The organism is Micromonospora sp. CA-248212 (assembly GCF_050948405.1).
Classification (GTDB): domain Bacteria; phylum Actinomycetota; class Actinomycetes; order Mycobacteriales; family Micromonosporaceae; genus Micromonospora.
In genome coordinates, this window is record NZ_CP192023.1 from 6,922,644 (window position 1) to 6,946,759 (window position 24,116).

General features: G+C 73.1%; 21 protein-coding genes. 10 read left to right on the forward strand and 11 right to left on the reverse strand.

Annotated elements, in window-relative coordinates; all coding sequences use genetic code 11:
• Positions 1-34: 34 nt before the first annotated feature.
• Both ACQP03_RS32590 and ACQP03_RS32595 read right to left on the reverse strand, forming a co-directional pair.
• Positions 35-1,213 (reverse strand): CapA family protein, encoded by a 1,179-nt coding sequence (locus ACQP03_RS32590; RefSeq protein WP_363660815.1) that lies wholly within the window; start codon positions 1,211-1,213, stop codon positions 35-37.
• Between the two features lie 56 nt (positions 1,214-1,269).
• Positions 1,270-1,932 carry an adenosylcobinamide amidohydrolase gene (locus ACQP03_RS32595; RefSeq protein ID WP_357392921.1) on the reverse strand — a complete coding sequence of 221 codons (663 nt, stop codon included), beginning with the start codon at positions 1,930-1,932 and terminating at the stop codon, positions 1,270-1,272.
• Between the two features lie 143 nt (positions 1,933-2,075).
• Between ACQP03_RS32595 and ACQP03_RS32600 the strand changes: the two genes are divergently transcribed.
• The 9 genes from ACQP03_RS32600 (at position 2,076) to ACQP03_RS32640 (ending at position 13,152) form a co-directional block, all read left to right on the forward strand.
• Positions 2,076-2,753 (forward strand): Crp/Fnr family transcriptional regulator, encoded by a 678-nt coding sequence (locus ACQP03_RS32600; protein WP_007466162.1) that lies wholly within the window; start codon positions 2,076-2,078, stop codon positions 2,751-2,753.
• Positions 2,754-2,875: 122 nt separating this feature from the next.
• A complete protein-coding gene (locus ACQP03_RS32605; protein ID WP_357172645.1) occupies positions 2,876-3,619 on the forward strand; it encodes a metallophosphoesterase family protein in 744 nt (247 codons plus the stop codon).
• 423 nt (positions 3,620-4,042) lie between these two features.
• Positions 4,043-4,648, forward strand: a complete 606-nt coding sequence (locus tag ACQP03_RS32610) for a TetR/AcrR family transcriptional regulator (RefSeq protein ID WP_357172648.1) — start codon at positions 4,043-4,045, stop codon at positions 4,646-4,648.
• 36 nt (positions 4,649-4,684) lie between these two features.
• Positions 4,685-5,482, forward strand: coding sequence for a TIGR03084 family metal-binding protein (locus ACQP03_RS32615; RefSeq protein ID WP_357172651.1), 798 nt, complete (start codon positions 4,685-4,687; stop codon positions 5,480-5,482).
• Positions 5,483-5,538: 56 nt separating this feature from the next.
• Entirely contained in the window at positions 5,539-7,143 is a 1,605-nt protein-coding gene (locus ACQP03_RS32620) for an acyclic terpene utilization AtuA family protein (RefSeq protein WP_396832506.1), read from the forward strand.
• Positions 7,140-8,336, forward strand: a complete 1,197-nt coding sequence (locus ACQP03_RS32625; RefSeq protein WP_357392917.1) for an acyl-CoA dehydrogenase family protein — start codon at positions 7,140-7,142, stop codon at positions 8,334-8,336. Before ACQP03_RS32620 ends, ACQP03_RS32625 begins: the two co-directional genes overlap by 4 nt.
• Complete coding sequence (locus ACQP03_RS32630; RefSeq protein ID WP_357392915.1) at positions 8,333-9,934, forward strand: acyl-CoA carboxylase subunit beta; 1,602 nt, start codon at positions 8,333-8,335, stop codon at positions 9,932-9,934. The genes ACQP03_RS32625 and ACQP03_RS32630 overlap by 4 nt, the downstream gene beginning before the upstream one ends.
• A 12-nt stretch (positions 9,935-9,946) precedes the next feature.
• Positions 9,947-11,989: a biotin carboxylase N-terminal domain-containing protein gene (locus ACQP03_RS32635; RefSeq protein WP_357392913.1), complete on the forward strand. Its 2,043-nt coding sequence runs from the start codon at positions 9,947-9,949 to the stop codon at positions 11,987-11,989.
• Positions 11,989-13,152: an acyl-CoA dehydrogenase family protein gene (locus tag ACQP03_RS32640; protein WP_357132837.1), complete on the forward strand. Its 1,164-nt coding sequence runs from the start codon at positions 11,989-11,991 to the stop codon at positions 13,150-13,152. The genes ACQP03_RS32635 and ACQP03_RS32640 overlap by 1 nt, the downstream gene beginning before the upstream one ends.
• Here ACQP03_RS32640 and ACQP03_RS32645 read toward each other — a convergent pair.
• Together ACQP03_RS32645 and ACQP03_RS32650 are read right to left on the reverse strand one after the other, a co-directional pair.
• The gene (locus ACQP03_RS32645) at positions 13,146-14,243 is read right to left on the reverse strand and encodes a hypothetical protein (RefSeq protein WP_357392912.1); all 1,098 of its coding nucleotides are present in this window, start codon (positions 14,241-14,243) and stop codon (positions 13,146-13,148) included. The genes ACQP03_RS32640 and ACQP03_RS32645 overlap by 7 nt on opposite strands.
• Positions 14,240-15,181: a transporter substrate-binding domain-containing protein gene (locus ACQP03_RS32650; protein WP_357132841.1), complete on the reverse strand. Its 942-nt coding sequence runs from the start codon at positions 15,179-15,181 to the stop codon at positions 14,240-14,242. Before ACQP03_RS32650 ends, ACQP03_RS32645 begins: the two co-directional genes overlap by 4 nt.
• A 169-nt stretch (positions 15,182-15,350) precedes the next feature.
• On the opposite strand from ACQP03_RS32650, the gene ACQP03_RS32655 reads away from it, so the two are divergent.
• Complete coding sequence (locus ACQP03_RS32655) at positions 15,351-15,692, forward strand: hypothetical protein (RefSeq protein ID WP_357132843.1); 342 nt, start codon at positions 15,351-15,353, stop codon at positions 15,690-15,692.
• On the opposite strand, the gene ACQP03_RS32660 is transcribed toward ACQP03_RS32655, so the two are convergent.
• The 7 genes from ACQP03_RS32660 to ACQP03_RS32690 all read right to left on the reverse strand — a co-directional run bounded on the left by ACQP03_RS32660 (position 15,679) and on the right by ACQP03_RS32690 (position 23,589).
• Positions 15,679-17,187 carry a serine/threonine-protein kinase gene (locus ACQP03_RS32660; protein WP_357132845.1) on the reverse strand — a complete coding sequence of 503 codons (1,509 nt, stop codon included), beginning with the start codon at positions 17,185-17,187 and terminating at the stop codon, positions 15,679-15,681. The genes ACQP03_RS32655 and ACQP03_RS32660 overlap by 14 nt on opposite strands.
• A 30-nt stretch (positions 17,188-17,217) precedes the next feature.
• A complete protein-coding gene (locus ACQP03_RS32665) occupies positions 17,218-17,673 on the reverse strand; it encodes a hypothetical protein (protein WP_357392910.1) in 456 nt (151 codons plus the stop codon).
• A 146-nt stretch (positions 17,674-17,819) separates the two neighbouring features.
• A complete protein-coding gene (locus tag ACQP03_RS32670; protein WP_433459584.1) occupies positions 17,820-21,449 on the reverse strand; it encodes an adenylate/guanylate cyclase domain-containing protein in 3,630 nt (1,209 codons plus the stop codon).
• Positions 21,446-22,273, reverse strand: coding sequence for an MBL fold metallo-hydrolase (locus tag ACQP03_RS32675; protein WP_433459585.1), 828 nt, complete (start codon positions 22,271-22,273; stop codon positions 21,446-21,448). The genes ACQP03_RS32670 and ACQP03_RS32675 overlap by 4 nt, the downstream gene beginning before the upstream one ends.
• Before the next feature lie 113 nt (positions 22,274-22,386).
• A complete protein-coding gene (locus ACQP03_RS32680) occupies positions 22,387-22,848 on the reverse strand; it encodes a RidA family protein (protein ID WP_355052533.1) in 462 nt (153 codons plus the stop codon).
• Between the two features lie 55 nt (positions 22,849-22,903).
• Positions 22,904-23,059, reverse strand: coding sequence for a DUF4177 domain-containing protein (locus tag ACQP03_RS32685; RefSeq protein WP_007466198.1), 156 nt, complete (start codon positions 23,057-23,059; stop codon positions 22,904-22,906).
• Between the two features lie 44 nt (positions 23,060-23,103).
• Positions 23,104-23,589 carry a hypothetical protein gene (locus ACQP03_RS32690; RefSeq protein ID WP_357132853.1) on the reverse strand — a complete coding sequence of 162 codons (486 nt, stop codon included), beginning with the start codon at positions 23,587-23,589 and terminating at the stop codon, positions 23,104-23,106.
• Positions 23,590-24,116 lie beyond the last annotated feature (527 nt).

A 24,116-nucleotide genomic window follows, 5' to 3' on the forward strand; every position in this document is an offset into this window, starting at 1 on the left:
CAGCCTACGTCGCGCCCCGGACGTTCCTCCCGGGTCAACCGCCGGTCGGCGCGGTGATCCTGCCCTGCCCGTCGAGCCGGGCCCCGCTCCTGGGGAAGTCGGTTCGGCTCAGCTCGGTGACGAGCCCCAGGCCCCGGTCGTCCGGGTCCATCGTCGGCTTGCCGGCCGAGTTCATGTACGTGGAGGTGAACGAGCCGCCGCTCCAGCTCCCGTCGGGTTTGAGCGACACCTTCAGCACACCGCCCCAGCCCAGCCGGCCGGCGTTGCTCAGCGAGTTGCCGCCGCCGGCGAAGTTGCCCAGGCTGTACGCGATCAGCCGCCCCTGGTAGAACTCCATGCCCCGCAGCACGTGCGGCCCGTGCCCGACGATCAGGTCCGCGCCCGCGTCGATCATGGCGTGGGAGAATTTGACCGGATCGCCCCGGTTCTCGCCCAGGAACAGCTCGGTGCCCGGCTTGACCCGGGTCTTGTCCGCTCCCTCGCCACCCATGTGCACCTGCACCACGACCAGATCGGCGAGGGTGGCCGCCTTCGCGACCACCGTCTTGGCCTTGGCGATGTCGACCAGGCTGTTGGACCAGACGTACGAGGAGAAGCCGGCCACGGCGACCTTGACGCCCTTGACGTCGACCACGGTGATCTCGTCCGGCGCGCCGGTGTGCTCCAGGTCGTACTTCTCCAGCGCCTGCTGCGTGTTCTGGTAGCCCTTCGGCCCGTAGTCGTAACCGTGGTTGTTGGCCTGGTTGAGCACCCGGAACCCGGCGTCACGCAGGTGCGCCGCGTACTCGGGCGGCGCACGGAACTGGAAGCAGCGGGTGGAGTTGGCCCCGCACTTGCCGGCGCCGGTGTCCACCGTCAGCGGCTCCTCCAGGTTGCCCATGACCAGGTCGGCCTTGAGCGCCCCGGTGACCGAGTCGAAGAATCCCTTGCCACCGGCGGCGGGCAGCCGACCGGGCGCGTTGCCCATGATGATGTCGCCGGTCGCGGAGAGCGAGATGACGCCGCCCCCGTTGGCGGCCGTCGCGCCGCCGCTGGCCTTCGGGCCGGCCGTGTTCAGCGGCGCGCCCGTGCCACCGCCACCGGCGCCGGGCTGCCACACCGGGGCGTCCCCGCTGTCGGCGCAGCCGGCGACGAGCAGGGCGGCCAGCAGCGCCGCGAGGCCGGCGGTGACGCGGCGGAACGGGCGGGACGCGAAAGGGGCGGTAGCGTACATCGCCCGCGACCCTACCGACCTCGGAACGCGCCGACGAGGGCCGATCGGTCGGAAGTTCAGCCGGTCAGCCGGTCTGACCAGGGCACGACCGGCCGTTCGCCGCCCGCGCGCACGGCGGCGTGGACGGCTCGGGCCAACGGGGCGCCCCACGTCGAACGTGGCCCCCCGTACGCGGCCTCCGGCCCGTCCACCGGGCAGAGCACGGTGACCGCGTCGGTGGGGGTACCCGTCCCGGGCAGTCCCAGCTCCCCGATCGCCTGGGTCTTCGCCTCGGTGGCGGTGGCGACGGCGTTGACCAGCGCCGAGTCGGCGAGCCGGGCCGGCACGTACACCACGATGTTGACCGTGCCCACCCGCTGGCTGAGCGCTCCCGTGGCCGGCGCGGCGGCGGGCACCGGTGTGCCGAGCCCGACGGTCGCCCACGCCCGCACCCCGGTGTCCGTCCGGGTCACCACCTCGGTCACGTCGACGCCGGTCAGCAGACCCACCCCGGGCCCGTCCAGGGCCAGGTCCGCGGCGAGTGCGGCCAGGTGCGCGGCGGGGTCTTCCCGGTCGTACGACATGGGCACGGTCGCGTTCAGCACCCACCGCCGGATGCCGACGCCACCACCCAGCGGGCCGCTGCTGACCGCCCGCAGGGGCCCGTCGGCCCGCCAGACGAGCAGCGGTACGTTTCGCCCGCCCTCGACGCGGCTGGTCAGAATCGGGTCCCTCAGCACGTCGGGCAGGTTACGCCCACCGATCAAGATTCCAGGGGCGACCTCTGATTCGTGCTCACGTGCGCCTAGACTTGGCGGCGCGCGAGGGGATCAGCGGACGGCGGCCCCGGCCGACGGACGGCACGCGCAACCGGAGGTGCGCAATGGACGAGGTACTGGCCCGCAGCGGGATCTTCCAGGGTGTCGACCCGGAAGCTGCCGAGGCGCTCGCCAAGGAGATGGAGACGATCGAGGTCCGCAAGGGCGAGATCGTCTTCAATGAGGGCGAGCCCGGTGACAGCCTCTACATCCTGCTGTCCGGGAAGATCAAGGTCGGCCGCCGGGCGGCGGACGGCCGGCAGAACCTGATCGCGGTGATGGGCCCGTCGGACATGGTCGGCGAGCTGTCGCTCTTCGACCCGGGTCCGCGTACGGCGACCGCCACCGCGGTGACCGACACCCGGCTGGTACGGCTGCGCAAGCAGGCGCTGCGGCCGTGGCTCAACAACCGCCCGGAGATCGCCGAGCAGCTGCTCCGGGTGCTCGCCCGGCGGCTGCGCCGGACCAACGACTCGCTCGCCGACCTGATCTTTACGGACGTGCCGGGCCGGGTGGCGAAGAACCTGCTCCAGATGGCCGGCCGCTTCGGCACCCGCGACGGCGGCGTCCTGCGCGTGACCCACGACCTCACCCAGGAGGAGATCGCCCAGCTCGTCGGCGCCTCCCGGGAGACGGTCAACAAGGCGCTGGCCGACTTCGCCTCGCGCGGCTGGCTGCGGCTGGACGGCAAGAGCATCATCATCCTGGACCCGGAGCGTCTGGCCCGCCGCGCCCGCGTCTGAGACATCGGTACGTCCCCGCCTTCCGTCCCCGACGGCAAGGCGGGGACGTATCTGTCTGCCCGTTTGTCTGCCCGGCGCAGAATCGCTGGGTCGGGACGGCTGGCGGGGTGAAGTGTGGGGCCATGCTGAACCGGGTCGCCGTGCTCTCCGACATCCATGGTGTGCTGCCCGCGCTGGAGGCGGTGCTGGCCGAGCCGGACGTCGCCGCCGCCGACCTCATCGTGCTGACCGGCGACATCGCGGCCGGTCCGCAGCCGGTCGAGGTGCTGGACGTGCTCGCCGGGCTCGGTGACCGGGCCTGCTGGGTGGGCGGCAACTGCGAACGTGAGCTGGTCGAGGCGCGTGCGGGCCGCCCCGCCTCGATAGAGGTGTCGAACTGGGCCGCCGGCCAGCTTCGGGACGATCAGGTAGCCCGGCTGGCCGCGCTGCCCGCGACCGTGACGCTGGAGGTCGACGGCCTGGGCCCGACGCTGTTCTGCCACGCGACGCCCCGCGACGACGAGGAGATGGTGCTCGTCGACTCCCGGATGGCGCGCTGGGCGGAGGTGTTCGCCGGTCTGCCGGCCGAGGTCTCCACGGTCGTCTGCGGTCACACCCACATGCCCTTCACCCGGCTGGTCGACCGACGGCTGGTCGTCAACGCGGGCAGCGTCGGCATGCCGTACGGGGGCGCGGGCGCGTGGTGGGCCCTGCTCGGGCCGGGCGTCCAGCTCCGCCGTACCGCGTTCGACGTGGACGCGGCCTGCGCCCGGGTGACGACGGAGTCGGGCTATCCGGACGCCGCCGCGTGGGCCGACGAGTACCTGCGCTCCCGCCACAGCGACGCCGACGCGCTCGCCGTCTTCGGCCCCCGCGACGGCCGCTGAACCGCACGGATCCGCCCGACGCGTACACGTTCGACCAGCCAGCCCTCGCCCCGGCACGGCCGGGTGATCGGTGGCGAGCAGGACCGCGGAGTAGGTGGTTGGGCCCTGTCGAGCTGCCCCGAATCTGGGGCAGGCGATTCGGGAGGCGACGCGACCCGCCTGCCCCATTCCTGGGGCAGCTCGACAGGGCCCAAGGAGAGCGGTGGGGCCGCCCGACAGACCGCGAGAACACCAGGTGAGAGCCGCCCGACAGGGCCCAAGGAGAGCGGTGGGGCCACTCGACAGACCGCAAGAACACCAGGTGAGAGCCGCCCGACAGAGCCCGCAGACACCCGGTGGGAGCCGCCCCGGGCCACCGCTCGTCGCCTGGCGCCACAAAAAGTCAGTCTTGACTGTTTGTTTCCCAGGCCACAGGCTGTTCGCATGCCTCCCGCATCGACACGTGTTCCCCAGCAGGAGCGCAGTCGCGCCACCCGGGCCCGCCTGCTGGAGGCCACAGTCGACTGCCTCATCGAGCACGGCTGGTCCGGCACCACGACCACCGTCGTGGCCGCCCGGGCCGGCGTCTCGCGGGGTGCCCAGTTGCACCACTACCCCACGAAGGCCGCGCTGGTCACGGCCGCCGTGGCGCACCTGGCCGAACGCCGCGCCGACGAGCTGCGCACCGAGGCCGAGGCGTTGCCGGCCGGCCCGCAGCGACTGGACCGGGTGATCGATCTGCTCGGGGTGGCCTTCACCGGGCCGCTCTTCGTCGCCGCGCTCGAACTGTGGGTGGCGGCCCGCACCGACCGCGAGCTTCGCGACGCCCTCGTGCCGCTGGAGGCGACGGTCGGCCGGGAGATGCACCGGCTCACCGTCGCGCTGCTCGGGGTCGACGAGCGCCGACCTGGCGTCCGCGAGGCGGTGCAGGCCACCCTCGACCTGATGCGCGGGCTCGGAGTGGCCAACCTGCTCAGCGACGACTCGGCCCGTCGTACCGCCCTGCTCGTCACCTGGAAACGTCAGCTCGCCACCCTGCTCACGCCCTGACCCCGGCCATCGGGGCCCGCACCGACCGGAGGCACCATGGTCGACCTCAGTGACCTGCTCACGGATCTGACCGACGAGTGCGCCGACCTGGACGCGCTGGTCGCGCCGCTGTCCGTGGCCGGCTGGGCCCGCCCGACCCCGGCGGCAGGCTGGACCATCTCGCACCAGATCGCCCACCTGGCCTGGACCGACCACGTGGCGCTGCTGGCCGCCACCGACGCCGAGGCGTTCTACGCGACGGTGACCGGAGCGCCGGACGTGACCCGGCTGGTGGACGCCGGGGTCGACGAGTTCCTGGCACCCCCCGCCGACCTGCTGGCCCGCTGGCGGGCCGGCCGGGCCGCGCTCGTCGACGCACTGGCCGCCGTTCCGGCCGGCGACAAACTGCCCTGGTACGGCACCCGGATGTCGGCCACCTCGATGGCGACCGCGCGGATCATGGAGACGTGGGCGCACGGTGAGGACGTGGCCGACGCCCTCGGTGTCGTCCGGCCGGCCACCGACCGCCTCCGCCACGTGGCGCACCTCGGTGTGCGTACCCTCGGGCACGGGTTCACCGCCCACGGCCGTGCCGTACCAGCGTCGCCGGTCCGGGTCGAGCTGGCCGCGCCCGGCGGCGACACCTGGGTCTGGGGGCCGGCGGACGCCGCCGACCGGGTGAGCGGTCCGGCCCGGGACTTCTGTCTCCTGGTCACCCAGCGCCGGCACCGGGCGGATCTCGCCCTACGGCCCACCGGCCCGGTCGCCGACGAATGGCTCGACGTGGCCCAGGCCTTCGCCGGACCGCCGGGCGACGGCCGGACGCCAGCCAGCGGAGACGGGGTACGCCCGTGACCCGTATCGGCAACGCCTCCGGCTTCTACGGTGACCGGTTCACCGCCTGGCGGGAGATGCTCGACGGCGGCGAGCTGGACGTGCTGACCGGCGACTACCTGGCCGAGTTGACCATGCTGATCCTCGGTCGGGACCGGCTCCGCGACCCCGACCTCGGCTACGCGAAGACGTTCCTGCGCCAGGCGGAGACGTGCCTCGGCACGGCCCTCGACCGGGGGGTGCGGGTCGTGACCAACGCGGGCGGGTTGAACCCGGCCGGACTGGCCGCCGCCATCGAGGCGCTCGCCGGCCGCCTGGGCCTGGCGGTGCGGGTCGGGTACGTCGAGGGCGACGCCCTCCAACGGGCCGACGCGCTCACCGCGAACGCGTACCTGGGCGCGTTCGGGATCGCCGCCTGCCTCGACGCCGGGGCCGACGTGGTCGTGACGGGTCGGGTCACCGACGCGTCGCTGGTGGTGGGCCCGGCCATCGCGCGGTACGGGTGGAGTCGCGACGATCTCGACGAGCTGGCCGGGGCCACCGTCGCGGGGCACCTCCTCGAATGCGGCGCACAGGTCACCGGCGGCAACTTCAGCTTCTTCACCGAGCTGCCCGACGGCGGGCACCGGCCCGGCTTCCCGATCGCCGAGGTGCGCCCCGACGGTTCCGCTGTGCTCACCAAGCATCCGGGCACCGGTGGCGCGGTCACCGTGGAGACCGTCACCGCCCAACTGTTGTACGAGGTCGGCGGGCCGGCGTACCTGGGGCCGGACGTGGTCACCCGGCTGGACACGGTGACCCTGCACCCCGACGGACCGGACCGGGTGCGCGTCACCGGCGTACGGGGTACCCCGCCGCCGCCCACGCTCAAGGTGGGCGTCAACAACCTCGGCGGCTTCCGGAACTCGATGACGTTCGTCCTGTGCGGCCTCGACATCGAGGCGAAGGCGGCCCTGGTACGGGGGCAGATCGCCGAGGCGGTCGGCAGCGCCGGGCTGGAGTTCACCCTCGCCCGCACCGACCACCCCGACGCCGCCGACACCGAGGCGGCCAGCGCCCTGCTGCACGTACACCTGCGCGACAGTGACCGGACGCGGGCCGGGCGGGTCTTCTCGGCCGCCGCCGTGGAGCTGGCACTGGCCTCGTACCCGGGTTGCACGCTGACCACCCTGCCGGGCGACGCGACCCCGTACGGCGTCTTCACCGCCGACACCGTGCCGCAGGACGAGGTAGCGCAGGTGGCGGTCCTGCCCGGCGGCGAACGGGTGTCGATCGCCCCGCCGGTCCGCACGGCCCCGATCGCGCCGGACGAGGCGGCGTCGGCTGGCGACGCGGCGGTCACCGGCCCGACCCGGCGCGGAGCGCTGGGTGAGCTGGTCGGCGCGCGCTCGGGCGACAAGGGCGGGGACGCCAACCTCGGCGTCTGGGCGCGCTCCGATGCCGGGTACGCGTGGCTGCGCGCCTGGTTGACCGTCGAGCGGCTGGCCGGGCTGCTGCCGGAGACGGCGCCGCTGGCCGTCCGGCGCTACGAGCTGCCGAACCTGCGCGCGGTGAACTTCGTGATCGAGGGCCTGCTCGGGGCCGGGGTCGCCGCGTCCACCCGGTTCGACCCGCAGGCCAAGGCGCTCGGTGAGTTGCTCCGCGCGCGAATCGTCGACCTACCGGCGGAGGTCGCCCGATGAGCATCGTGGACACGCCGGAGCGTCGACAGCTCCGTGAGTTGACCCGGGCGTTCGTCACCCGGGAGGTGCTGCCGCACCTGGACGACTGGGAGCGGGCCGGCGAGGTCCCCCGGGCCCTGCACGCCACGGCCGCGAAGCTGGGCCTGCTCGGCATCGGCTTTCCCGAGTCGGTCGGTGGCAGCGGCGGCGACCTGCTCGACTCGATCATCGTGACCGAGGAGCTGATCCGTTCCGGCGGATCGTCCGGGCTGGTCGCGGCCCTGTTCACGCACGGCATCGCGCTGCCGCACATGGTCGCCGCCGCCGGTGCCCGCACCGGCGGATCGTTTGGCGGTCGCCTCACCGGCGTCCCGTCCCCGGGTGACGACGGCCTAATCGAGCGGTACGTCCGACCCACCCTGGCCGGCACGATGATCGGCGCCCTGGCCATCACCGAGCCGGACGGCGGTTCGGACGTGGCCGGCATCCGCACGACCGCCCGCCGGGACGGCGACCGCTACGTGGTGAACGGGTCGAAGACCTACATCACCAGCGGTCACCGGGCCGACTTCGTGACCACGGCGGTGTGCACGGACTTCCCGGGAAGCGGCAACCTGACCCTGCTCGTGATCGACAAGGATTCGCCCGGGTTCACCGTGGGACGCCGGTTGGAGAAGTTGGGTTGGCACTGCTCGGACACCGCTGAGCTGTCCTTCGTGGATGTACGGGTGCCGGTGACCAACCGGATCGGCGCGGAGAACACCGGCTTCCTGGCGATCATGCAGCACTTCGCGGCGGAGCGGCTCTCGCTGGCGACGCAGGCGTACGCGACCGCGCAACGCTGTGTGGAGCTGGCGGTGCGCTGGTGCCGGGACCGGCAGACCTTCGGGCGTCCGCTGGTCGGCCGGCAGGTGGTCCGGCACCGGTTGGCCGAGATGCACACGCGGGCCGAGGCGGCCCGGTCGTACGTCCACGAGGTGGCCGCCCGGGTGGCTGCGGGCGAGCCCGTGGTGACCGAGGTGGCGATGGCGAAGAACGTGGCCGTGGCCGCCTGCGACCACGTCGTCGACCAGGCGTTGCAACTGCACGGTGGCTTCGGCTACCTGCGCGACGCCGAGGTGGAGCGGCACTACCGCGACGCGCGGATCCTCGGCATCGGCGGCGGCACCACCGAGATCATGAACGAGATCATCGCGAAGGGCATGGGCTTGTGACCATTCTGGACAGCGCGATCGACCCGGCCGCGCCCGGATCCGCGGCGAACCGGGCGGCCCTGGTGGAGCGGCTGGCCGAGTTGGACGCCGCGCTCGACCAGGCGCGCGCGGGCGGCGGCGAGAAGTACGTGTCGCGGCACCACGCACGCGGCAAGCTGCTGCCCCGGGAGCGGATCGAGTTGCTGGTCGACGCCGACAGTCCGTTCCTCGAACTGTCGCCGGTCGCCGCGTACGGCACGGACTTCCCGGTGGGGGCCAGCGTGGTCACCGGCATCGGGGTCGTCGAGGGCGTGGAGTGCCTGATCGTCGCCAACGACCCGACGGTACGCGGCGGCGCGGTCAATCCATGGTCCCTCGCCAAGACCCGGCGGGCCGGTGAGATCGCCCTGGCCAACCGGCTGCCCATGGTCAACCTGGTCGAGTCGGCCGGGGCGGACCTGCCCACGCAGGCGGAGATCTTCATCCCCGGCGGTCGGGTGTTCCGTGACCTGACCCGCCTCTCGGCGGCGGGCATCCCCACGGTCAGCGTGGTGTTCGGCAACGCGACGGCCGGCGGCGCGTACGTGCCGGGGATGTCGGATCACGTGATCATGATTCGGGACCGGTCACAGGTCTACCTGGCCGGGCCACCACTGGTGAAGATGGCGACCGGAGAGGTCACCGACGACGAGTCGCTGGGCGGCGCGGCGATGCACGCCGGCACGTCCGGGTTGGCCGACTACCTGGCCGAGGACGAGCGCGACGGCATCCGCCTGGCCCGCCAGTGCATACGCCGACTGAACTGGCGCAAGCGGGGTCCCGCGCCGCGGACGGCGGTGCCCCGGCCGCCGAAGTACGACCCGGAGGAGCTGCTGGGCATCGTCAGCTCCGATCTGAAGGTGCCGTTCGACCCGCGTGAGGTGCTGGCCCGCATCCTGGACGGCAGTGACTTCGACGAGTTCAAGCCGGCGTACGGGGACTCGCTGGTCACCGGCTGGGGCGAGCTGCACGGATATCCGGTGGGCGTGCTGGCCAACGCGCGAGGGGTGCTGTTCAGCGCGGAGGCGCAGAAGGCGGCCCAGTTCATCCAGCTCGCCAACGCCTCCGACACCCCGTTGATCTTCCTGCAGAACACCACCGGCTACATGGTCGGCACCGAGTACGAGCAGCGCGGGATCATCAAGCACGGCGCATTGATGATCAATGCCGTGTCCAACTCGACGGTGCCGCACCTCACGGTGAACCTCGGGGCCTCGTACGGGGCCGGCAACTACGGCATGTGCGGTCGGGCGTACGAGCCGAGGTTCCTGTTCACCTGGCCGAACGCCAAGTCGGCGGTGATGGGTCCGGCACAGCTCGCCGGCGTGCTGTCGATCGTGGCCCGGCAGGCCGCCGCCGCCCGTGGACGTGACTACGACGAGGAGTCCGACGCGGCGATGCGGATGATGGTCGAGCAGCAGATCGAGTCGCAGTCGGGCGCGCTGTTCCTCTCCGGCCGGCTCTACGACGACGGGGTGATCGACCCTCGGGACACGCGTACCGTCCTCGGCCTCTGTCTATCGGCGATCCACAACGGACCGGTCAGGGGCGCCGACGGCTTCGGCGTCTTCCGGATGTAGAGGGAGTCGCCAATGATCACCAGACTGCTCGTGGCCAACCGGGGCGAGATCGCCCGCCGGGTCTTCGCCACCTGCCGGGCGATGGGCGTGCAGACCGTCGCCGTGCACTCGGACGCGGACGCCGACGCGCCCTTCGTCGCCGAGGCCGACCAGGCGGTCCGGCTGCCGGGCGCCACGCCGGCCGAGACGTACCTGCGGGTGGATCTCATCCTGGACGCGGCGCGGTGCAGCGGCGCGGACGCCGTCCACCCGGGTTACGGGTTCCTCGCCGAGAACGCCGAGTTCGCGGCGGCGGTGGCCGACGCGGGCCTGACCTGGGTCGGTCCGCCGGCCAAGGTCATCGCCGCGATGGGTGACAAGCTGGCGGCGAAGGCGCTGCTCGCCGAGGCGGGCGTGCCGATGCTGCCGAGCTGGACCGACGTCGACCAGGTCACCGACTTCCCGGTGCTGGTGAAGGCGTCCGCCGGTGGCGGTGGCCGGGGCATGCGGATCGTCCGGGACGCCGCCGAGCTGGCCGAGGCCGTCGCCTCCGCGCGGCGCGAGGCGGCTTCGGCGTTCGGTGACGGCACGGTCTTCATCGAGCGGTACGTCGAGCGCGGCCGGCACGTCGAGGTGCAGATCCTCGGCGACACCCACGGGACCGTGCAGGTGCTCGGCGTCCGGGAGTGCTCGATCCAGCGCCGGCACCAGAAGATCATCGAAGAGGCGCCCGGTCTGGTGCCAGCCGAGGTGCGGGAGCGTCTGCACGAGGCCGCCGAGGCCGCCGGACGAGCTGTCGACTACGTGGGCGCGGGCACTGTCGAGTTCCTGCTGACGCCCGACGGGGCGGTCTACTTCCTCGAGATGAACACCCGACTCCAGGTGGAGCATCCGGTCACCGAACTGACCACTGCGGACGGGCTGGACCTGGTCCGGATGCAGGTGCTGGTGGCCGAGGGTGAGCCGCTGCCGGCGCAGCACCACGATCCCGACACCCGTGGCCACGCGATCGAGGTGCGGCTCTGCGCCGAGGAGCCGACGCAGGGTTGGCGGCCCGCCACCGGCACCCTGCACCGCTTCCAGGTGCCGGGCGTGGACCGCGAGTTCGGCTCGATCCAGCGAGCGGGCCTGCGACTTGACTCCGGCGTGGTGGCCGGCTCGGTGGTAAGCGTGCACTACGACTCGCTGCTGGCCAAGGTGATCGCCGTGGCCCCGACCCGGTCCGAGGCCATCCGCGCGCTCGCGGGCGCGCTGGCGCGGGCCGAGATTCACGGCGTCGCCACCAACCGGGATCTGCTGGTCCGGGTGCTGCGCAGCCCGGAGTTCACGGCCGGCGAGATCGACACCGGCTTTCTGGACCGGCACCCGGAGGTCTTCGCGCCGCTGCTCCCCGCCGACCAGCTCCCGGTCACCGCGCTCGCCGCCGCGTTGGCCGGCGCCGCACACCGCCGATCGACCGCACCGGTGCTCGCCGGCCTCCCCTCCGGTTGGCGCAACGTGCCGGCCGTCGGACAGGTCACCCGCTTCACCGGTCCGGACGGCGAGATCGAGGTCCACTACCGGCTCGACCGCACCGGCGGCCTGGTCGATTGGTCCGTCGCGCAGCACGCCGACCCGGACGACCCCGACGGGTGCCGCGCCGCCGGCCAACCGGGCGCCCCTGACGGGAGCGCCGAGCGGCAGGTGGTCGAGCTGGTCGAGGCCAACCCGGACCGCGTGGTCCTCGACGTCGACGGGGTGCGGCGGTCGTACCGCGTACACCGGGTGGGGTCGGAGGTCTTCGTGGACGGCCCGGACGGGGCGGCGAGCCTGGCCGAGCTGCCGCGTCTGCCCCTGCCGACCGCGGAGCTGGCCGCCGGGTCGCTGCTCGCGCCACTGCCCGGCGCGGTGACCCGGGTGCACGTCGAGGTCGGCCAGCGCGTCGCGGCCGGCGACCTTCTGCTCACCCTCGAAGCGATGAAGCTGGAACATCCCGTGCTCGCCCCGACCGACGGCGTGGTCGCCGAACTGCCGGTGTCCGCCGGTGGTCAGGTACGGACGGGCGACGTGCTGGCCGTTATCGGAAAGGACCACTGATGAACTTCGACCTCACTTCCGAACAGGACCAGTTGCGCGACGCGGTACGGGCGCTCGGCCGCCGGTACGGGCACGGCTACTTCGTCGAGAAGGCGAAGGCCGGTGAGCACACCACCGAGCTGTGGGCCGAGGCGGGCCGGCTCGGCTACCTGGGGGTCAACATCCCCACCGAGTACGGCGGTGGGGGCGGCGGCATCACCGAACTGGCAATCGTCTGCGAGGAGTTGGCGGCGGCCGGCTGCCCGCTGCTGCTGTTGGTGGTGTCCCCCGCCATCGCGGCCACCGTGATCGCCCGACATGGCACCGAGGAACAGCGCAAACGGCACCTGCCCGGTCTCGCCGACGGCTCGGCGAAGATCGTCTTCGCGATCACCGAGCCGGAGGCCGGATCCAACTTCCACCGCCTCGGCACGGTGGCCCGCCGCGACGGCGACGACTGGGTGCTCAACGGCCGCAAGTGCTACATCTCCGGGGTCGACGAGGCGGGTCACGTGCTCGTCGTCGCGAGGACGGAGGACTCCGCCACCGGGAAGCTCAAGCCCGCGCTCTTCATCGTGCCGACCGACGCGGCCGGGCTGACCCGGTCCAAGCTGGACATGGAGATCGTGTCCCCGGAGAACCAGTTCCTGCTCTACCTGGACGACGTGCGGGTGCCCGCCGACGCGCTGGTCGGCGAGTCCCTCGACGCCGGGTTGCCGGCCCTGTTCAGCGGGCTCAACCCCGAGCGGATCACGGTGGCCGCGATGGGTGCCGGCACCGGCCGGTACGCCATCGAGCGCGCCAGCGAGTACACCGCCACCCGCAAGGTCTGGGGTGGCCGGAGCATCGGCTCGCACCAGGGGGTGTCGCATCCGCTGGCGCACGCGGCCGTGCAGGTGGAGCTGGCCCGCCTGATGATCCAGAAGGCGGCCACGCTGTACGACGCCGGCCGTGACCTGGAGGCCGGGGTGGCCGGCAACATGGCCAAGTACGCGGCCGGCGAGGCCGCCGCGCTCGCCGTGGACACCGCCGTGCAGGCCCTCGGCGGGGCCGGCATGACCACCGAGTACGGGGTGGCGACGCTGTTGGGCGCGGTGCGGGCGGGTCGGATAGCCCCGGTCAGCCGGGAGATGATCCTCAACTTCGTCGCCCAGCACGTCCTGGGTCAGGAGAAGTCCTACTGAGGCGCGGCGGGCGGCCCGGGGGCGCGGCAGGCGGCGTCGATGCGGTGCACCGGGCGGACGCGGCGGCCCAGCCCTTCCAGCAGCGAGTCCTCGACGTGGAAGTCGTGGATGCGCAGCCGGTGCCGGGGCAACTCCTCCTCGCTCGGGCAGAGCACCTGCGCCCGGACGAGGCCGACGGGCACGTACCGGACCCCACCCCGCTCCTGCAGGATCACCATGTTGACATCGTCGGTGGTCACCACGTGCCCTCGTACGTCCTCGGTCGGGCCGTTCTCGGCGCCCACCGTGGTGACGGTGAGCGGTAGGACCGGTGTGCTGATCACCGGCAGCGCGGCCCAGAGCAGCATGGCCAGCACCGCCACCTCGGTCACCGACGCCAGCGGACGGATGACCACGCCGGGCAGCGGCCCGGCGATGAACAGCGCCAGCACCGGCGGGACCGTCAGCAGCGCCAGCACCAGCAGGTCACCCTCCGCGCCGGCGGCGCGCAGGGTGGGCACCATCAGCCACCCGTACCCGGCGAACAGCGCGATGATCGCCAGGAACCGGGGTACGACCCATTCGTGCAACCGCTCCGGCCGGAGCTGGAACGCGGCCGCGAACGCGGGCAGCAGCAGCGGCAGGTAGAGCAGCGGCCAGGTGAGCAGGGCGAGCAGAAAGCTGGCCAGCACGAACCAGGCCGGGGTGAGGTCCGCCCAGCGGGCGAAGAGTGGACGACGTCGGGTGCCGGGTGGCAGGCGCTCCACGCTCACGGCCAGCACCGCGCCGAGCGCGAAGACGGCGACCAGCCCGGTGGAGAGCAGTCGGGCCGCGGTGGTGAGGAAACCCGCGAGCAGGTTGACCGTCCCGACGTTGGCGACCAGCAACAGGGTGGTCTGTAGCTCGCCGCCCGCCTCCACGCCGAGCCGGAGCACCGAGAAGATCGCCGGCACGCCCACGACCGCGGTCCAGAACGACTGGCTGGCCCGCGCCCGCCGTTCCGACGGGTCCCAGGGCACACGCCCGGGCTCGACCTGGGCGGTCGGCTCGACCGGCACCGCCGCACGGGGCGGTGGAACCGGGCCGTCGGTGGCGGTCGGCGTCGTGCTCACGACGAGGGCGACTTGTCGTCGAAGTCCACCAGTTTCGGCACGTTCAGCGGCTGCGGCTGACGCTTCTCGACGTGCAACCACGGCCCGAGGGTGCTGTTGTACGCGATCTGCCAGGGGCTCGCCTCCCCGTTGCGGCCCATCTGGTAGCTCTTCTGCAGGAAGTACGCGACGAGGTCACGCAGCGCGGGGTCGCCGATGGGCACGCCGATGCCCAGCAGTTCGCTGGTGCCGAACGGCATGTCGACGACCTCGAACTCCCTCGGGTAGATGGACAGGAAGCCGGCGAGGATCGTCTCGTCGGAGCTGACCGCGTCGTACCGGCCGCGCCGGATACCGTCGACGCAGTCCCCCACGTCCTTCACCACGAACGTTCTGACCTGGTGCTTCTCCAGCTCGGCCTCAGTGGTGGACCCACCGCTGGTGCAGACCTTGTAGGCCGGGTCACGCAGGTCCTCAATGGTGCGGATCTTGTCCTTGAGCCGGACCGGCACCATCACCTCCTGGGTGGTGACGAAGTACGGGCCGGCGAAGCTGACCAGCTTCTCGCGCTCCTCGGTCATCGAGAAGCTGGACACCACAAGATCCACCGTGCCGCCCTGCAGCGCCGGGATGCGGTTCTCGGTGGCCACCGACACGAACTCCAGCCGCTGCTCGCCCTGGTAGCCCAGCGAGGCCGCGATGTACTTGCCGATCTCGACGTCGAAGCCGACGTGCTGGCCGTTACGCAGGTCGCCCATCAGCGGCTCCTTGGTGGCGACGCCGATGCGCAGCGTCGACTGACCGAAGGTGTGCGACTCCCGCAGTTTCTGCTGGACCGACGGCAGGTCCGGCTCCTTGCGGCTGTCGCATCCGGCCGCAGCGGCCAGGGTGAGGGTCAAAGCGACCGCCAGCGTCGTCGCGACCGAGCGGAGCCGGGACCGGGGTGGGCGTACGTTCATGGGCGACCTCGCTGACGGAGCAGCCTGCGGAACACCGAGAGTAGCGAGGCGAGTCCACTGCGTACGCGATCCGATCGGTCAGGTCGACCCAACCGTTTGATCGACGCCGCTCGGCGTGGCGGATCGCCTCTGCGGTTGACAGCGAGCCGGGCCACGACATGCTGGAAGGGTGAATCGACTCTCCAGGATCGATGCGCGGATGGTGGCGGCGGTCGCGGCCCCGGGTGCCCTCGCGCTGCTGATCCTGCTGGTCGTCCTGCGCCGGCAGGACCTTGTCGGGGTCGTTCTCGCGCTGTTGTGCGTGCTGCTGGCGACGGTCGCCACCGTCGCCGTGTCGGCCGCCCGCCAGCGTGACGAACCGGAGCCGGCGGAGCAGCCGAACCCCACCGCCCCACCGGACCTGATGCCGTACGGCATCGACGCGGACACCCTCGACGCGCTGGACAGCCGGGACGCGTTGCGTGCGGTGCGTGACCGGGGACGGACGCGCGGCGGGTTCAGCGACCGGTGAGAGTGGGGGCGGTGAGCGCGTCGACGCCCCGGCCGGCCAGGCAGCGGTAGACCCGGTCGACGTTGCCGTCGACGGGCGGCAACACCTCCAGGTGCCAGCCGGCCGGCTCGGTGATCTCGGTGGTCAGCCGGAACGTCGTGGCGCTGCACACCTGTCGTACCTGCTCGGCGGCGACCACCTCGTCGTGGTCCGCGCCCACCAGCGGCACCGGCAGGATGCCCTCGGCGTACGCCTCCCAGGTGTGCCGGCCGTCGCAGGGGACCCGGGCCGCCTCCGCACGTTCGCCGCGGATGCGCACCGGGCCGAAGCACTCCAGTTCGGGCAGACAGCGGGCGCCACTGGGCAGTGCGGTCGGCACGCCGGCGCAACCGGGCAGCGGCCCGGTTGCCGGGGCCGCGACCCGGGTCACCGAGGGGGACGGGCTGGGCGGCCCGTCACTGCTGGCCACCCAGGCGCCGGTGGTGGCGGAGGCGGCGAGCGCCAGCACGCCGGCGCCGCCGAGGAACCAGCGTCGCCGCCAGCGCCGCCCGCCGGGCACGCCGGGGCGGGTGTCCTCGACCGGTGGACGGGGACCGGGCTGGCCCGTGCCGTACAGGCCGGATCGGGGCGAGCCACCGCCGATCGAGGCGCCGCCGCTGAGGGGGGCGCCACTCACCGGGGCGGCCGGCCCGCCGAACGGCAGGGTGGTGAGCAGGTCGTGCAGTTCGAGCGCGGACGGCCGCTCGCCCGGATCGTTGGCCATGCCGAGCCGCAGCACGTCGATCAGCTCGTCCGGCACGCCGGGCAGGGCGGGGATCGGCTGGTTGAACATCTCCAGCACGGTCACCAGACTGGGGTTGCGCTCGGACTGCCACCGCGGCGGTCGGCCGTGCATCACCGCGTAGAGGGTGGCGCAGAGCGCGTACACGTCGACGGCCGGCGATGGCGGGCTGTGGCTGAACATCTCCGGTGGCGCGTACGCCGGGGTGAGCACCTCCAGGGTGACCGAGGCGTCCCGGGCCTCGGCCAGTACGGCCAGCCCGAAGTCGGCAAGCACCGCCGAGTTGAAGTGTGAGTAGAGGATGTTCGCGGGCTTGACGTCCCGGTGCAGCACCCCGGCGCCGTGCGAATGGGCCAACGCGTCGGCGATCTTGATGCCGAGGTCGCGGGCCTCCACCGGCCCGAGCGGCGAGTTGCGCATCCGCTCGGCGTACGACCCGTCGCAGAGTTCCATGATCAGGTACGGGTGCTGGTCGACGGTCACGCCGACGTCGAAGAGATCCACGACGTGCGGGTGCGACGACATCCGTCCGGCCGCCCGCGCCTCGCGCAGGAAGCGGGCCTGGTCGCGTTCGCTGTCCAGCGTGCGATTTTCGACCTTGACGGCGACCTCGCGGTCGACGGAGATCTGGGTGGCCTGGTAGACGGTGGCGTAACCACCTCGGGCAAAGACCCGCAAATCAGTCAGACCGGGCACGATCGGCACCGGCAGGCCGCCGGTCGGGGTGTCGGTCACCGCTCGAAAATACCCAACCCTGCCGGTGGCTCAGCGCACCGCGTCCGCCGAAGCGGCCGGCGCTGAAGCGGCAGAGGCGGGCGGCGTGCCCCGGCGAGCGTCCATCCGCAGGCCGACCGCGGTCGCCACCGCACCGAGCCCTTCCCACGCGGCCACGCCGAAGAACCTGTCGGGAGCGATGTCGGCCAGCACGGCGATGGTGAACACGGTGAAGGTGACCAACCGGAACACCACCGTGAACCGGTAGAACGACCGCCACTCGGTGACCGTCGCGAGCAGGTAGTAGACGCCCATGTTGAACGCCGCCATCGAGGACGCCAGCAGGAAGGTGCCGGTGTAGTCGCCGGCGGAACGCATCGCCGGCACCTCGAACCCGAGCATGCGCAACTGCGCCTCCGGCCAGAGCAGACCGACGCCGCCCATCACGAGCGCCAGGACGCCGAAGACCGCGATGGTCCAGCCGGCGACGGAACGCGGCAGCTTCATGGTGGGCCTCCCCCAGGCACGGCGACGGTCACCACTGTGGAGCACCGCGCGGTGGTGACACGCTAGCCGCTCCCCGGGACAACCACATCCCCAGAACCGCCAAAACCCACCGAACCCCTACCCACCCGCGGGCGACGATCATGACGTTATTGCGTCGACACGCCGGCGTCGGTGGCAACAACTTCATGATCACCGGGCGGGGGGTTCGTGGGGGTCAGGCGTTCCTGGAGGGCTTTGGCGGCCCGTCGTTCGCTGCGCTGTTCCGTCGCGTACGCCAGGCGGACCGCCTCGTCGGCGCAGGACCGGGCCTCCTCCGGGTGGCCGCAGGCCGCCAACGCCTCGGCGAGCACGCTCGCCGCGATCACCTGACTGCGTACGTCCTCGGCGGGTGCGGCGACCGCCCGTCGGGCCCAGTCCAGCGCCTGCTCCCGCTGACCGTGGGCGAGCAGCGCCGACGCGTACCGGGCCATGGTCTGGCGGCGGGACAGGAGCAGGGAGGGCGTGGTGGCGGCGGCCGTCGCCACGGGGGCGAGCAGCCCGACCGCAGTCGCCGGATCGCCGGCCGCCAGTCGGGCGGTGGCCAGCAGCACCCGGGGCGCGACCTGCGCCGGCGCCTGCGGGTTGTGCGGCTCGACGGCCGTCAACACCGCCCGTGCGGCCTGCTCTGCGGTCTCGTGGTCGCCCATGTCCAGCGCCACGGAGCCGCGCAGCGTGCCGGCCATTCCGGTGAGCAGCGGGTGGGAGGTCTGCTCGGCGTACACCAGGGCGTCGGTGAGCAGGTCGGCCGCGTGTTCCGGCTCGCCCAGCCCACGCGCCACGACGGCCCGGACCACCAGCGCGAACCCGCGCCCCCAGTCATCGGAGGCGGCCGCGAACTCGCGGTACGCGCGGCGGGCCTCCCGGTCCGCCTCGGCCAGGTCGCCCAGCTCCGCGGTGGCGTACGCCGCGACCGCGCGCAGCGTACCCACCGCCCACGCCTCGCCCACCCGCTCGCCGAAGGGCAGGAAGACCTGCGCCAGGCGGCACGCCTCCCGCAGCCGACCGGCGAGCAGCCGGGCGAACGCGGTGGTGCCCCGCAGCCACGCCCGACCGTACGGGTCCTTCAGCTCGGCGAAGAGCCGTGCGGCCCGACCGAGCACGGCGTCGGTGCCGGCGAAGTCACCCCGGGTGGTGGTCACCCACGCCAGGTTCTGCAGCGACCAGGCCTGCCCGCGCCGATCCTGCGCGGCGAGGCTGACCTGGTACGCGGCGGCCAGCCGGCTGCTCGCCTGGCTCAGCCGACCGGCCACGAAGTCGGCCATGCCGAGCCGGCGCATGGCGGACGCGCGCAGCGTGGGCAGCCCTTCGGCGGTGGCCACCTGCAACGCCTCCTGCCAGGCGGCCTCCGCCCGGCCCTGCTCACCGAGGGTCTGCTGGGCCTGCCCGGCGAGCAGCAGGGCGCTGGCCCGGGTGGCGTCGTCCCCCGCGTTCGCGGCGATCTTCTCGGCGAAGGCGAGCGCGTCCACCACCCGACCGATCTGCAGCAGCGCGCGGGCGTGCACCACCCGGTCGGTCGCCGGCACCCCGTCGCGAGCCAGTTCGCTGGCGCGTTCGGCGTACTCGACGGCGAGGGCGGGCTCCCCGGCGGACAGTGAGCGGCGGGCGGCCCGGCCGAGTGCGGCGATCCCGAGCGGGACCACGGCGCGGGCCGGCGCGTCCGGTCGCAGTTTCACCGCGTCGGCGAGCGTGGCCGCCCGCTGCACGTGTGCGGCGACGAAGTCGTCGCGGGCCTCCTCCGAGAAGCCGCCCGCGGTGACACCCTCGGCCGGCGCGGCCCAGCGGGCCAACGCGGCGTGCCGCTCGGCCAACTCCGCCTTGCTCACCCCGGCGTACGCGGCCTCCCGCATGAGCGGGGTGGCGAACGCGTACCCGGAGCGGGTGCGGTGCAGCATGCGGCGTTGCAGCAACTCCTCGACGGCGCGGTCGAACTCGACGGCGACCACCGCCGACGGCCTCCCGTCCCGGCGCTGCTCGCGGAGCGCTTCCAGCGCGCCCGTCGCCACGGTGTCGCCGACGACGGCGGCGTCGCGCAGCACGGAACGGGCGTCCGGAGGCAGCGCGTCGATCCGGGCGGCGAGGACGGCCGCGAGGTCCCGCGAGAGCAGCCGGCTGCCCAGCGAGCCGGGCACCAACCGCCAGCCGGACGAGTCCTGGTCCCGCGTGCCGGCGGCGGTGGTCAGCGCACCGCGCTCGATCAGCAGGGTGACCAACTCGGCCAGGTAGAACGGGTTGCCCTGGGCGGTGGCGAGCAGCCGGTCGGCGTCGGCCGGCGGCAACTTCCCGCCGCCGAGATAGCTGGTCAGCAGGCGGGCCGCGTCGGCGCCCCGCAGCGGCGGCAGGGAGTGCACCTCGGCGTCCGCGACACGGGTCAACGCACCGGCGGTACGGACCAGTTCGGGGCGGCCGAGCAGCAGGACGAGCACCGGGCCGGTGAGTCGGGAGAGGGTCGACCCGAGGGCGCTGATGGTCTCGGCGGTCGCGTCGTGCAGGTCGTCCACCACGATCACCAGCGGCGCTTCCGAGGCGAGCCCGCTGAGCAGGTCGGCCACGGCGTTCGGCACCGCCTCGGCGTCGGCGGCCGCCGCACCCGCGGCGCCCCACTCGCCGTTGTCGGTGCCGGAGTGCGCGGGCAGTTCGGCGTAGCCGAGCAGGGCGAGCAGTTGGTCGTTGGCGATCGGAGCCGTCTCACCCGAGCGGGCGAGACGCTGGCCGAGTCGGCGTAGCCGCTCCTCCACGGCCGGCCGGGTCAGCGCGGTGGCGGCGTCGCTGGGGAGACCGACGGCGGCACGGACCAGGTCGGCCAGGGGCGCGAGCCGACGCCGCTCGCCGAAGGCGGCGCAGCGTACCGACAGCACCCGCGCGCCGGTGTGCGCCGCGTACCGGCCGGCGCCCACGTCGTACCCGGCCGCGAGGCGCTCCACCTCGGCGGCGAACCGGGACTTGCCGATGCCCGCCTCGGCGGTCATCAGCAGCACCCGCGGGTCACCCTGGTCGATCACCTCGGCGAGTCGGCCGGCGACCCGCCCGATCTCGGTCTCCCGGCCCACGTAGGGCGCCTCGTCGCCGAGACCCGAGCGGGTGCCCGGCGCGTCCAACAGGCCCAGCAGCTCGTACGCCTCGACCGGTTCCCGCTTGCCCTTGAGCCGCAGCGGGCGCAGCGCCCGCCAGGAGGCGACGTGCCGGGTGGCGGCGGCGGTGCGCCCGCCGGCGTAGACCGCGCCGACGGCAGCGGCGTCGGCCAGCCGGGCGGCGGTGTTCACCGTGTCGCCGATGACCGTGTACTCGATGGCGGCCTGGATACCCGCGATGACGTCGCCCGTGTTCAGGCCGACCCGCAGACCGAGCGGCGCGCCGCCGCCCCGCTCGTCGTCGAGCACCCGGCGCACCGCCCGCTGCATCGACAGGGCGGCCCGGACGGCCCGCTCGGCGTCGTCCTCGTGCGCCACCGGGGCCCCGAAGACCGCCATGATCCCGTCGCCGGTCAGCTTGTCGACGTGCCCGCCGAAGGTCTTGACGGCACCGGCCAGGGCGGCGAGCACGCGGTCGGTGACCGCGCCGACGCGTTCCGGGTCGAGGTCCTCCGACCAGGAGGTGAATTCGGAGAGGTCACCGAAGAGAACGGTGACGACCCGGCGCTCGGCCGCCGGCAACGTGGCGGCCGCCGGTAGCGCGGCGCCGCAGTTGTGGCAGAACCGTGCGCCGGGGACGGCGACAGTTCCGCACACCGGGCAGGTCACGTGTGCTCCAACCCACTGACCCCCGGCGCGGATTCCCCGCTGTCGACGCCCAGATATTCGAGCTGGGCACGGACCGACCATTCCGCCGCCCACCAGAGCGAGCGGTCCACGTCCGCGTAGACCGCCGCGACCACGTCGGCGGGCGTCCGGGCGCCGGCGTCGACCGCCGACCGGACCTGGTCGAGCCGGGCCCGCCGGTGGGCGAGGTAGAACTCGGCGGCGGCGGCGCAGTCGGCCAGTGCCGGGCCGTGGCCCGGCAGCGCCGCGATCCCGGTGTACGCGGACAGCAGCTCGAGGCTGCCCAGGTAGTCGCCGAGGTTCCCGTCCGGGTGGGCCACCACGGTGGTACCCCGGCCCAGGATGGTGTCACCGGTGAGCACCACCCGCTCGTCGCCGCACTCGATGAGGAAGCAGACCGAGTCGGCGGTGTGTCCGGGAGTGTTCAGCAGGCGGATGCCGAGGGTGTCGTCGAGCGTGGTCTCGGCGCTCAGTGGGGTACCGCCGATGGTGTGCGCCGGGTCGGCGGCGAGGACCGGCGCACCGACCAGCTCGCGCAGGCGGGCGGCGCCCTCGGTGTGGTCCGGGTGGCCGTGGGTGATGAGGATCAGGCCGATCGGGCCGTGCTCCGCGATCCGCCTCAGGTGCCCCTCGTCGGCCGGCCCGGGGTCGACCACCACGGCGTGGTCGGCGTCGGGCGCGCGCAGCACCCAGGTGTTGGTCCCGTCGAGGGTCATCGGCCCCGGGTTCGGCGCGCGCAGCAGCGAAACCCACGCCGGCAGCTCGCCAGCCAATGCCGCCACGGCCCCCGTCACGTGCCCGCTCATGGCTGCGATCGTACGACCCCGCCCGACACTCCCCGCGATCTTGCACTTCCTGCTGCTACTTCATGCCTGTTCACGGCATTCGTCGGGACAGGAAGTGCAAGATCGCGGTGGGGTCAGGCGACCTCGACGATCAGTTCGATCTCCACCGGGGCGTCCAGGGGGAGTTCGGCCACGCCTACCGCGCTTCTCGCGTGCCGGCCGGCCTCGCCGAAAACGGTGCCGAACAGGTCGGAGGCACCGTTGATCACGGCGGGCTGGCCGATGAACCCGGGGGCCGAGGCCACGAAACCGGTCACCTTAACCACCTTGACCACGTTCTCCAGGCCGACCAGCGAGTCGACCGCCGCCAGCGCGTTGAGCGCGCACCGCTGGGCCAGATCCTTGGCCTGCTCGGCGGAGATCCCCGCGCCGACCTTGCCGGTCGCCAGGAGCTTGCCCTCGGCGATGGGCAGCTGGCCCGAGACGTACACGTGCTGCCCGGACTGCACGGCCGGCACGTAGCTGGCCACCGGCGGCACCACGTCGGGCAGCTCGAGGCCCAACTCGGCGAGCTTCGCGTGGGGGCCGTTGCTCATCGCGTCACCTCGCCGTTCGCGATCGCGGAGCGTCGCCGCGCCGGAGTCCCGGCGCTCACGCCTTGGGCCGCTTCAGGTACGCCACGAGCTGGTCCGGATTCGGGCCGGGGACCACGGCGACGAGTTCCCACCCGTCCTCACCCCAGTTGTCGAGGATCTGCTTGGTCGCGTGGACCAGCAGAGGGACCGTGGAGTATTCCCACTTCTGCATCGCTGGAGGGCTCCCTCGTGGTGCGGACTTCGTCGAGGCACAGCCTACGGTCCGCTGGCCGGGCGGGGCGCGGGACGTTGCTCCGGCGTGGCCGGCAGCTCTCCACAGGGCCCCTCGTGCCCGTACCCCTGCGGGCAACGCGAGCGGTCGGGCAGCAACAGGTCGCAGAAGACCCGGTGCCGGTTGTTCTGGTCGTCCGCGTTGGACACGGTCGTCTCACCCGCGTCCAGTTCCGGCAGGAAGCCCAGCGACACCGCGACCCGCCCGGCCAGCAGGGTCGCCGCCGCCAGATCGGGCACCCGGATCGGCAGATGGATGACGAAACCCGGCTCGTCGTCGTCCCGCGACCGCTCGACCGGTCGGTTCGACGCTCGGGCGATCTCCGGCGGCTCCGAAACCCGGCGGTACGACCGCTCGTTGATGGGCAGGTTGCCGACCAGCCCGCCGGCCACCTCACCCGTGGACCCGAGCCGCCGTTGCCGATCGTTCGTCGGGAACTGGGTGCGAGGGATGTTGTCCGCGTCGCGCATGAACTGCCTCCGGTCGTACCTCTCGGATCACGCTTCCGGTCGGGTTCAACCAACCGTTCCGGTCCCCCGCACCGGGACGAAGGTAGGTCCAGGGGGGCGGTCTCGCCAACAGGACGCGCACGATCAGTCACCCAGAGTCACATATGTGACAGACCGGGGGCAGGAATCCCGACTGCGTCGGATGTCACCATCCGCTTCTCCGGCTCGAGAAGTGACGTACGGCGCGGTAGGGGCGACACCGAACCGGCGGTCGGCCGCTACCCTCTCGGTCGGACGGTCGCGCAGCGCCCGGCCGCCCGCTCGATCTCGCTCGGCGCCCGGGGTGGCGGCCGGGCGCCGCACCCCCGGGGGAACGAGATGACCCAACCGCCCAGCGGCGACCAGGCCGGCCCGCGCGCTCTTCCGCCGGCCCACCCGGACCCCACCGGCCAGCCCGACGCGGCGACCAGCCCCGGACAGTCCGACCCGACGACCTCCACCGGCGAGTCCGGCTCGCCGACCACACCGGCCCAGCCCGCTATCCCGGC

Bases quoted from the DNA above. Each gene is read 5' to 3' on its own strand.
- ACQP03_RS32600 (WP_007466162.1), top strand. From the start codon at position 2,076: ATGGACGAGGTACTGGCCCGCAGCGGGATCTTCCAGGGTGTCGACCCG.
- ACQP03_RS32685 (WP_007466198.1), bottom strand. From the start codon at position 23,059: ATGCAGAAGTGGGAATACTCCACGGTCCCTCTGCTGGTCCACGCGACC.
- ACQP03_RS32620 (WP_396832506.1), top strand. From the start codon at position 5,539: ATGCTCGACGGCGGCGAGCTGGACGTGCTGACCGGCGACTACCTGGCC.
- ACQP03_RS32615 (WP_357172651.1), top strand. From the start codon at position 4,685: ATGGTCGACCTCAGTGACCTGCTCACGGATCTGACCGACGAGTGCGCC.
- ACQP03_RS32640 (WP_357132837.1), top strand. From the start codon at position 11,989: ATGAACTTCGACCTCACTTCCGAACAGGACCAGTTGCGCGACGCGGTA.
- ACQP03_RS32590 (WP_363660815.1), bottom strand. From the start codon at position 1,213: ATGTACGCTACCGCCCCTTTCGCGTCCCGCCCGTTCCGCCGCGTCACC.
- ACQP03_RS32625 (WP_357392917.1), top strand. From the start codon at position 7,140: ATGAGCATCGTGGACACGCCGGAGCGTCGACAGCTCCGTGAGTTGACC.
- ACQP03_RS32680 (WP_355052533.1), bottom strand. From the start codon at position 22,848: ATGAGCAACGGCCCCCACGCGAAGCTCGCCGAGTTGGGCCTCGAGCTG.
- ACQP03_RS32605 (WP_357172645.1), top strand. From the start codon at position 2,876: ATGCTGAACCGGGTCGCCGTGCTCTCCGACATCCATGGTGTGCTGCCC.
- ACQP03_RS32675 (WP_433459585.1), bottom strand. From the start codon at position 22,273: ATGAGCGGGCACGTGACGGGGGCCGTGGCGGCATTGGCTGGCGAGCTG.
- ACQP03_RS32665 (WP_357392910.1), bottom strand. From the start codon at position 17,673: ATGAAGCTGCCGCGTTCCGTCGCCGGCTGGACCATCGCGGTCTTCGGC.
- ACQP03_RS32610 (WP_357172648.1), top strand. From the start codon at position 4,043: ATGCCTCCCGCATCGACACGTGTTCCCCAGCAGGAGCGCAGTCGCGCC.
- ACQP03_RS32635 (WP_357392913.1), top strand. From the start codon at position 9,947: ATGATCACCAGACTGCTCGTGGCCAACCGGGGCGAGATCGCCCGCCGG.
- ACQP03_RS32650 (WP_357132841.1), bottom strand. From the start codon at position 15,181: ATGAACGTACGCCCACCCCGGTCCCGGCTCCGCTCGGTCGCGACGACG.
- ACQP03_RS32690 (WP_357132853.1), bottom strand. From the start codon at position 23,589: ATGCGCGACGCGGACAACATCCCTCGCACCCAGTTCCCGACGAACGAT.